Below are 7,425 nucleotides of genomic sequence, written 5' to 3'. Positions count from 1 at the left end.
ACCGCTTCGTGTACTTGCTTCCCCCCTGGTGCTGCTTCCTCTGGAACCTCACGCCCCAGTCCCCAGGTGTCCACGATCAAGGAGAAGCCACACCCGCGGCCGCACCCCTACTCTGCGGCACCGGCTGAACTGGAAACGAGCCGGGATGGCCGCCGCGCTGGGCTACCACGCCGCCGACCCCGAACGCGGCCCGCGGCTGTGCTTCCACCTCGAGCCGGGCGGCTACGACACCGCTTCCCTGATCGAGGTGCTGGAACAGATCAAGACCTTCTACGCCGGTGAGCCGGTGGTGCTGGTGTGGGACGGACTGTCCGCCCACTGGAGCCGGGGCATGCGGGCCTGGGCGGCCGAGCAGGACTGGCTCACCCTCGAACGGCTGCCGGCCTACGCACCCGAACTCAACCCGGTCGAACTACTGTGGTCGGCCATCAAGACCCGCGAGCTCGCCAACCTCGCCGGCGACCACCTCGCCGATGTCGCTGACGCAGCCGAACGCGGCATCCACCGAGTCTGCTCCAGCGAGCAACTCCCGTGGTCCTTCCTCACCCACACCGGCCTGACCATTCATCCCCAAACACCACAGAACTAACGAAAAACTCAGCAGTTGTCACGTAGGCACGCTTGTTGTCAACGGCGTAGTGAAGTACGTGCGGTGTGACAGGTCGGCATCACCGAGCAGATGGCCATGGGCTGCCTCGGCGCGGCCCGCCCGAAACGCACCGCCAGGCTGCCCAGCTGGCCTGCCTGGGTCAGTCCTGGATGGTGGCGAGCCAGTCGGTCAGCAGCTTGTTGACCTCGTCGGGGCGTTCCTGCTGGATCCAGTGGCCGCAGCCGTCCAGGAGGTGGGAGGCGGACAGGGCGGGGAGGGTGGTGGGGTAGGCGTCGATGGCGTCGGCCATCCAGGTGGTGGAGGCGTCCAGGGTGCCGCCGACGAACAAGGCGGGTTGTTTGATGAGGGCTCCGCGGTAGGAGGCGAGGTCTTCCCAGTCGCGGTCCATGTTGCGGTAGCGATTCAGGGCGCCGGTCAGGCCGGTGCGCTCGAACTCCCCGGCGTAGACGTCGAGGTCCTCCTCGCTCAACCAGGCCGGGAGCGGGCCGGCGGGGAAACGGTCACGCAGCTGGCCGTCCTGGGCGACGAAGTGCGGGTCGGGCTCGCCCTCGGCTGGCATGGTGTCGGCGGACAGGGCCGCGTAGAAGCCCGCGAGCCAGCCCCGCACGTCAGGCTCGATCTCCCTCTCGGCGCGGCCGGGCTCTTGGAAGTAGGAGACGTAGAACTCCTGCTCGGGGCCGCCGATCCGGCCGAAGATGTCGGTGGGACGGGGGCCGCCGGGTGGCTCGTACGGGACGCTCAGCAGGCCGACGGCCCGGAAGACCTCGGGGCGGAGCAGGGCGGAGGTGGCGGCGATGTTGGAGCCCCAGTCGTGGCCGACGACCACCGCGTTCTCCTCACCGAGGGCACGCACGACGGCGACGTTGTCCTCCACCAGGTCGAGCATCCGGTAGGCGTCGGCCACGGCGGGCTTGGAGGAGCGGCCGTAGCCGCGCACATCGATCGCCACCGCCCGGTACCCGGCCGCGGCGAGGGCCGGAATCTGGCGGCGCCAGGAGTACCAGGACTCGGGGAAGCCGTGCACGAGCAGGACCAGCGGGCCGGCGCCCTGCTCGGCCAGGTGCAGGCGCCCGGCCGGGGCCTCGACGGTGCGGTGGCGAAGGACGGCGGTCGGCTCGGATTGCATGGGGGACTTCTCCTCGGTCGCGGACGGTCGGCGGCTACCCCTCGATCATGCGGCGCGGCGGCCACTCGACGCGATCAGCGTTGCCATCCTGGCAAACTTGCAGGCAGGGAGATGAAACGGCGCGGCGGAAAGGAACAGCGACAGTGGCAGAGGACGACGTGGCCCGGACGCTGGCGGCGATGGGGCCCCGGCTGCGGGCCGTACGCGAGCGCCGTGGCGTCACACTCACCGATGTCAGCCGCGCGACCGGCATCTCGCCCAGCACGCTGTCGCGGACCGAGACCGGCCGGCGCAAGCCCACCCTGGAGGTGGTGCTGCAGCTGGCGAAGGAATACGAAGTCTCCCTCGACGAGCTGGCCGGCACCGCACTCGCCCCTGCAGCCAAGCCCCGCAGCACGGCGCCGCACAGCTTCGGCGACGACAAGGCGGTGTTGCCGCTGACCCGGTACGTCGGCGGCCTGCACGCCCACAAGCATGTCCTGCCTGCCGTCGAGGAGCCGCCCAGGCGGCCCCGACAGGTGTCCCACGAGGGCTACGAGTGGTTGTGCGTCCTGTACGGGCGGCTGTGGCTCGCACTCGGCACCCAGGACCTCGTCCTGACTGCCGGGGACGTCGTCGAGTTCGACACCCGCATCCCCCACGGAGTCGCGAACGCCGGATCCGACGGACCGGCCGAGTATCTGATCATGTTCGGGCCTCAAGGAGAACGTATACGGCCGCGCACCCCTCCAGCAGCTGGTCGAGGGATGGGTGACAGCAAGGCTGCTGAATGAGCGATCGTGACAAGCCCTGTGCCTCGTCGGTGACCACCACGCTGCCTCGTTCGGTTCCATTCACCACGTCATCCGGCTCTGCCTATGTGACAACTATCGTGCTCCGGCTCAGGTGAGCCGGAGCACGATAGTTGTCACATAGGCAGTCTTGTTGTCACCTGGAGATGCGGTGCCGGAAGGTCTCAAATCTTGACGGCCTCTGCGATCTGCTGGGCGGCCTGGACGGGGGTGAGGTGCGTGGTGTCGACGACCTCGGCCTCGGCGTGCAACCACGTGCGGGCCGCCTCGGCGTAGGGCTCGAGGTACCGGAGACGGAACGGCGAGTTGGGGCCAAGAACGGTGTCGCCCGCGATGCGCGCGCGGAGAGTGTCCTGATCGGCATGGAGGACGAAGTGCCGGACCGGAATATCGTACTCGGCAAGACCCGAGCTGATCTCGCGCCAGTACTGCTCGACCAGGACGGTCATGGGCATCACCAGGGTGCCGCCGGTGTAGTCGAGGACGCGTCGGGCGGTCTCGACCACGAGGGGCCGCCACGGTGGCCAGTGCTGGAAGTTGTCCGTCGCGGGCAGCTCCGGCGTGATGTCCATGAGCATCTCGCCGACCTTCTCGGCGTCGAACACCCGTGAATCGGGGATCAGCCGCTGTACGAGCACACTGGTCGTCGTCTTGCCCGCGCCGTGGGTGCCGTTGAGCCATACGATCATGTATTGACGCTAGCGTCGTGCGGGTCTGTGGGGGCGGCTTCTGGTAACAGCAGGGTTGCTTACTGACTTCAGCTCGTCAGGGTGAACTTTGATGAAGTTCCTGATGGGCTCGGTGTGGTGGCTGTATTCCGTGGTGTGTGAGGTATGCGGATGGGGGCGGGCTGTCCCCTGCGGGGCGTCAGCGCCGGGAGTCGGTGCGGATGCAGGCGGCCGAGCTGTTCGAGCAGGAGATCAAGCCGCCGGAGGTGGCACGGCGCCTGCGGGTGAGCGCGAAGTCGGCTTATCAGTGGCATCAGTTGTGGCGGAACGGCGGTGTTCAGGCTCTGGCCTCCCGTGGCCCGAGCGGGTCGCGGTGCCGACTGTCCCCGCGCTGTCTGGAGAAACTGGCTGCGTACCTCGATGAGGGTCCGGCCGCGCACGGCTGGGTGGAGGACCAGGTGTGGACCGCATCGAGGGTGGCCACCCTGATCGGCAGGAAGTTCCACGTCTCCTACAGCGTCTCGGGCGCCACAAGGCTGATGCACCGGCTCGGCTTCAGCCCGCAGGTCCCCGCACGGCGAGTCGCCGAACGCGAGGAGCAGGCCGTCACCGTCTGGAAGGAGGCGACCTGGGCGGAGGTAAAAGAGCCCGGGCGGCCTGCGGAGGCTACATCTGCTTCGAGGACGAAGCCGGCTTCACCCGCAGACCGCCCAAAGGACGCACCTGGGGCCGACGCGGAGTGACTCCGCAGGTGACGGTCAGCGGACGCCGTTCGGGACGCCTGTCCGTGGCCGGACTGATCGCCATGCGGCCCGGCTCCCGCACCCGGCTGTGCCACCGCCTGCGCACCCACCGAGCGGGCAGGGGCAAGCGCCGCAGCATGGGCGAGCGGGACTTCATCGCACTGATCGACGGCGTCCACCAGCTCCTCAAGGCACCCATCGTGCTGGTCTGGGACCGTCTGAACACCCACGTCTCCCACGCCATGCGTGAGCTGATCGCCGAGCGGAAATGGCTGACCGTGTTCCTCCTGCCCGCCTACTCACCCGACCTCAACCCCGTCGAGTGGGTATGGGCACACGTCAAACGCAGCTTGGCCAACCTCGCCGTCGTCGCCCTCGACCGGCTCGAAGCCCTCGTCCGTAACCGGCTCAAGCGCCTTCAGTACCGGTCCGGCACCCTCGACGGCTTCATAGCCGGCACCGGCCTGGCCCTCGACGAACCAGCCTCACCCTAACGAGCCGAAGTCAGTATGGGCCGTGGGACCGGGTCTATGACCTGTTCCGGCGCTGGCAGCGGGATGGCACCTGGGCGCGGATCCTCACCCGGCTCCAGGCCGAGGCGGACGCGAAGGGCCTGATCACCTGGGAGGTCAACGTCGACTCCACTGTCTGCCGGGCCCACCAGCACGCCGCCGGAGCGGCGAAAAAGGGGGGCGCTGTCACGTTGGCTGACAGGATGGGAGGATCTTCGGGCTGATCACGGTGGAGGGGGTCGTCCGTGGAGGGCATGTCGCCGTCGTACAAGGGGCACCGGTATCCGGTCGAGGTGATCTCGCACTGCGTGTGGCTGTACTTCCGGTTCCCGCTCAGTTTCCGTGAGGTCGAGGAGCTGATGCTCGAGCGCGGCGTGACCGTCTCCTACGAGACGATCCGCCGCTGGTGCGTCAAGTTCGGGCAGCAGTACGCCAACCTCCTGCTCCGGCGGCGGCCGAGGCCCGGGGACGAGTGGCATCTGGACGAGGTCTTCATCAAGATCAACGGTGAGCAGAAATACCTGTGGCGGGCTGTCGACCAGAACGGCAACGTGCTGGACATCCTGGTGCAGAGCCGCCGGGACACGGCTGCGGCCCGGCGCTTTTTCCGCAGGCTGCTGACGAAGACGGGCGAGGCGCCGCGGGTGATCGTCACCGACAAGCTCCGCTCCTACCGCGCGGCCCACCGCGAGGTGATGCCCTCCATCGAGCACCGTTCCCACAAAGGTCTGAACAACCGGGCCGAGAACAGTCATCAGCCCACCCGGCAACGCGAACGGGTGATGAAAGGCTTCCGCAGCGTGGGCACCGCGCAGCGGTTCCTGGCCGCGTTCAGCGGCATCTCACCCCACTTCCAGCCCCGCCGCCACCTGATGACCGCCCCGAACTACCGCGCAGAAATGACCGTCCGCTTCGCCATCTGGGAGCAGATCACCGGCGTCACCGGCCGGCCTGCCGCGGCCTGAGTCCAGGGCCGGCACCCGGCCCCACCACACCTGGCACCCCGTCAGGCACTTACACACCCAACAACGTGACAGCGCCCGATGAAGCACTGCCCGGCCGAGTTCAAGGCGGACGCGGTCGCGTTGTACCGGTCCCGGCCCGGAGCGACGATCAAGTCGGTCGCCGCGGACCTGGGCGTGAACACCGAGACACTGCGGAACTGGATACGCGCGGCCGACGGCCGGCGCACGGGCGGCCACACCGCGCCGCGCCCGGCCGTGCCGGTGGCGGCCGGGGGGATGGAGGCCGAGCTCGTCGCCCTGCGCAGGCGGGTGTGTGAGCTGGAAGAAGAGCGCGACATCCTGCAGAAGGCGGCGAAGTATTTCGCCGGGGCGACGCGCTGGTGAACCGCTTCCAGTGTGTCGCCGACCTGCGCGCCGAGCACGGCGTGAAGCGGTTGTGCCAGGTCCTCGGGATCGCCCGATCGAGTTTCTGCTACTGGCGGGCCACCGCGCTGGCCTGGGCCGCCCGGCAGGCGGCCGACGAGAAGCTGACCGTCAAGATCGCCGCCGTCCACGCCGCCTCGGACGGCACCTACGGCGTCCCCAGGGTCACCGCCGAGCTCCGCGAGGCGGGCGGCGAGTCGGTGAACCACAAGAAGGTCGCCCGGCTGATGAAGACCGCCAGCATCGCCGGGTTTCGGCTGTGCAGGAAGCACCGGACCACCGTTGCGGACCCGGCCGCGGCGAAGGCCCCTGATCTGATCGGCCGGGACTTCACCGCCACCGAGGTGAACACCAAGTACGTCGGGGACATCACCTATCTGCCGGTCGGCGGCGGGAAGTTCTGCTATCTCGCGACCGTGATCGACCTCGCGTCCCGGCGGCTGGCGGGCTGGGCGATCGCCGACCATATGCGCGCGGAGCTGGTCGTCGACGCCCTGGCCACCGCCGAGCGGACCCGCGGCAGCCTCGCGGGAGCGATCATGCACACCGACCACGGGGCCCAATACACCAGCCGGGCCTTCGCCGATGCCTGCCGACGCGCCGGCGTCCGGCAGTCCATGAGCGCCGTCGGTTCCAGCGCGGACAACGCCGCGGCGGAGAGCTGGAACGCGACCATGAAACGCGAGACCCTCCAGAACCGAAAGAGCTGGTCAAGCGAGCGCGAAGCCCGCCTCGAACTCTTCCGTTGGCTGCACCGCTACAACACCGTCCGCCGCCACAGCCGCCTGGGACACCGCAGCCCCATCACCTACGAACACGCGCTCGACCGAACATCAATTACGCTGACGCAAGCCGCATAACCCCGTGTCCAACTTCCGGGGCCAGGCCCCCGGCCTCCCGCACCCGACCGCCACCGCCACCGCCACTGGCGGCTGTCGGTGGTGCGGGCCGGTCCGAGGACGTCGTCCCGTTGCGCCGCCACCGCGACACCCAGCTGTGCAGCGTGCCCGGGTTGATGCCGAGCTCCTCGGCGACCTCGCCGGCCAGCCTCCCGGTCTCGACCACGATGCGCACCGCGCCCTCACGGAACTCGGCGTCGTACGGCGGCTTCTTCTTGGACCCCATGAACCCCAACTTCTCCTGCAATCACGGGCTCCACGCTACGAGGGGATGGTCAACTGACCACACTGGTCCGCCTCGCCAAGCTCCGCTGGCGCATCGAGCACGACTACCGGGAGATGAAACAGGCCCTGGGACTTGCCCACTTCGAGGGCCGCACCTGGAAGGGCTGGCACCACCACGTCACCCTCGTCTCCGTCGCACATGCCTTCTGCACGCTGCAACGACTGGCACGAGCCCCAAAAGACGCGGCGCAAGTCTGAGCCTCTACCAGGTCGTCCGCGAGCTGCAGACACTCCTCGCCCTCTGGACCGGCGCCTGCCCCACCTGCCACCGCGACATACCCACCCCACTCCGGACCTGACCAAGCACTACTAGGGTCTGTTGTGAAAGTGCTGGTCACAGCCACTCGTTGATGGCTGCGACCAGCACGGTCGCTTCGTAGCGGACGGCGAGTTTGTCGTACCG

The 7,425-nt window shown here is 68.6% G+C and carries 9 protein-coding genes and 2 pseudogenes; 8 read left to right on the top strand and 3 right to left on the bottom strand.

Going from position 1 to position 7,425, the window contains the following annotated elements:
- Window positions 1-28: 28 nt before the first annotated feature.
- A complete protein-coding gene (locus tag ACIQ8B_RS32800) occupies window positions 29-589 on the top strand; it encodes a transposase (RefSeq protein ID WP_403551975.1) in 561 nt (186 codons plus the stop codon).
- A 160-nt stretch (window positions 590-749) separates the two neighbouring features.
- On the opposite strand, the gene ACIQ8B_RS32795 is transcribed toward ACIQ8B_RS32800, so the two are convergent.
- A complete protein-coding gene (locus ACIQ8B_RS32795; protein WP_403551967.1) occupies window positions 750-1,736 on the bottom strand; it encodes an alpha/beta fold hydrolase in 987 nt (328 codons plus the stop codon).
- A gap of 143 nt (window positions 1,737-1,879) precedes the next feature.
- On the opposite strand from ACIQ8B_RS32795, the gene ACIQ8B_RS32790 reads away from it, so the two are divergent.
- Window positions 1,880-2,509, top strand: coding sequence for a helix-turn-helix domain-containing protein (locus tag ACIQ8B_RS32790; RefSeq protein ID WP_403551965.1), 630 nt, complete (start codon window positions 1,880-1,882; stop codon window positions 2,507-2,509).
- A gap of 182 nt (window positions 2,510-2,691) precedes the next feature.
- Here ACIQ8B_RS32790 and ACIQ8B_RS32785 read toward each other — a convergent pair whose 3' ends face one another.
- Window positions 2,692-3,216 carry an ATP-binding protein gene (locus tag ACIQ8B_RS32785; RefSeq protein ID WP_403551963.1) on the bottom strand — a complete coding sequence of 175 codons (525 nt, stop codon included), beginning with the start codon at window positions 3,214-3,216 and terminating at the stop codon, window positions 2,692-2,694.
- A gap of 194 nt (window positions 3,217-3,410) precedes the next feature.
- Here ACIQ8B_RS32785 and ACIQ8B_RS32780 point away from each other — a divergent pair, with 194 nt between their 5' ends.
- From ACIQ8B_RS32780 to ACIQ8B_RS32760, 5 genes and pseudogenes are all read left to right on the top strand, one after another.
- Window positions 3,411-3,938: a winged helix-turn-helix domain-containing protein gene (locus tag ACIQ8B_RS32780; protein ID WP_403551973.1), complete on the top strand. Its 528-nt coding sequence runs from the start codon at window positions 3,411-3,413 to the stop codon at window positions 3,936-3,938.
- Window positions 3,824-4,432 carry a transposase gene (locus tag ACIQ8B_RS32775; protein WP_403551971.1) on the top strand — a complete coding sequence of 203 codons (609 nt, stop codon included), beginning with the start codon at window positions 3,824-3,826 and terminating at the stop codon, window positions 4,430-4,432. Before ACIQ8B_RS32780 ends, ACIQ8B_RS32775 begins: the two co-directional genes overlap by 115 nt.
- Before the next feature lie 11 nt (window positions 4,433-4,443).
- Window positions 4,444-4,629, top strand: a pseudogene (locus tag ACIQ8B_RS32770) (IS5/IS1182 family transposase); the annotation flags it as partial.
- A gap of 75 nt (window positions 4,630-4,704) precedes the next feature.
- Entirely contained in the window at window positions 4,705-5,415 is a 711-nt protein-coding gene (locus ACIQ8B_RS32765) for an IS6 family transposase (protein WP_403551969.1), read from the top strand.
- 78 nt (window positions 5,416-5,493) lie between these two features.
- Window positions 5,494-6,698 (top strand): IS3 family transposase gene (locus ACIQ8B_RS32760; protein WP_403551961.1). Its coding sequence is split into 2 segments (ribosomal slippage): window positions 5,494-5,785 and window positions 5,785-6,698, totalling 1,206 coding nucleotides; the frame shifts between segments, so codons are not numbered across the junction.
- Here the strand turns inward: ACIQ8B_RS32760 and ACIQ8B_RS32755 are convergent.
- Window positions 6,676-6,963 carry a transposase gene (locus ACIQ8B_RS32755; protein ID WP_403551959.1) on the bottom strand — a complete coding sequence of 96 codons (288 nt, stop codon included), beginning with the start codon at window positions 6,961-6,963 and terminating at the stop codon, window positions 6,676-6,678. The genes ACIQ8B_RS32760 and ACIQ8B_RS32755 overlap by 23 nt on opposite strands.
- Before the next feature lie 53 nt (window positions 6,964-7,016).
- On the opposite strand from ACIQ8B_RS32755, the pseudogene ACIQ8B_RS32750 reads away from it, so the two are divergent.
- Window positions 7,017-7,220: pseudogene (locus tag ACIQ8B_RS32750) on the top strand (transposase); the annotation flags it as partial.
- Window positions 7,221-7,425: the final 205 nt, after the last annotated feature.

This window comes from Streptomyces sp. NPDC096105, from assembly GCF_044763335.1.
Taxonomy (GTDB): Bacteria; Actinomycetota; Actinomycetes; order Streptomycetales; family Streptomycetaceae; genus Streptomyces.
This window is presented reverse-complemented; position numbering and strand designations above follow the sequence as displayed.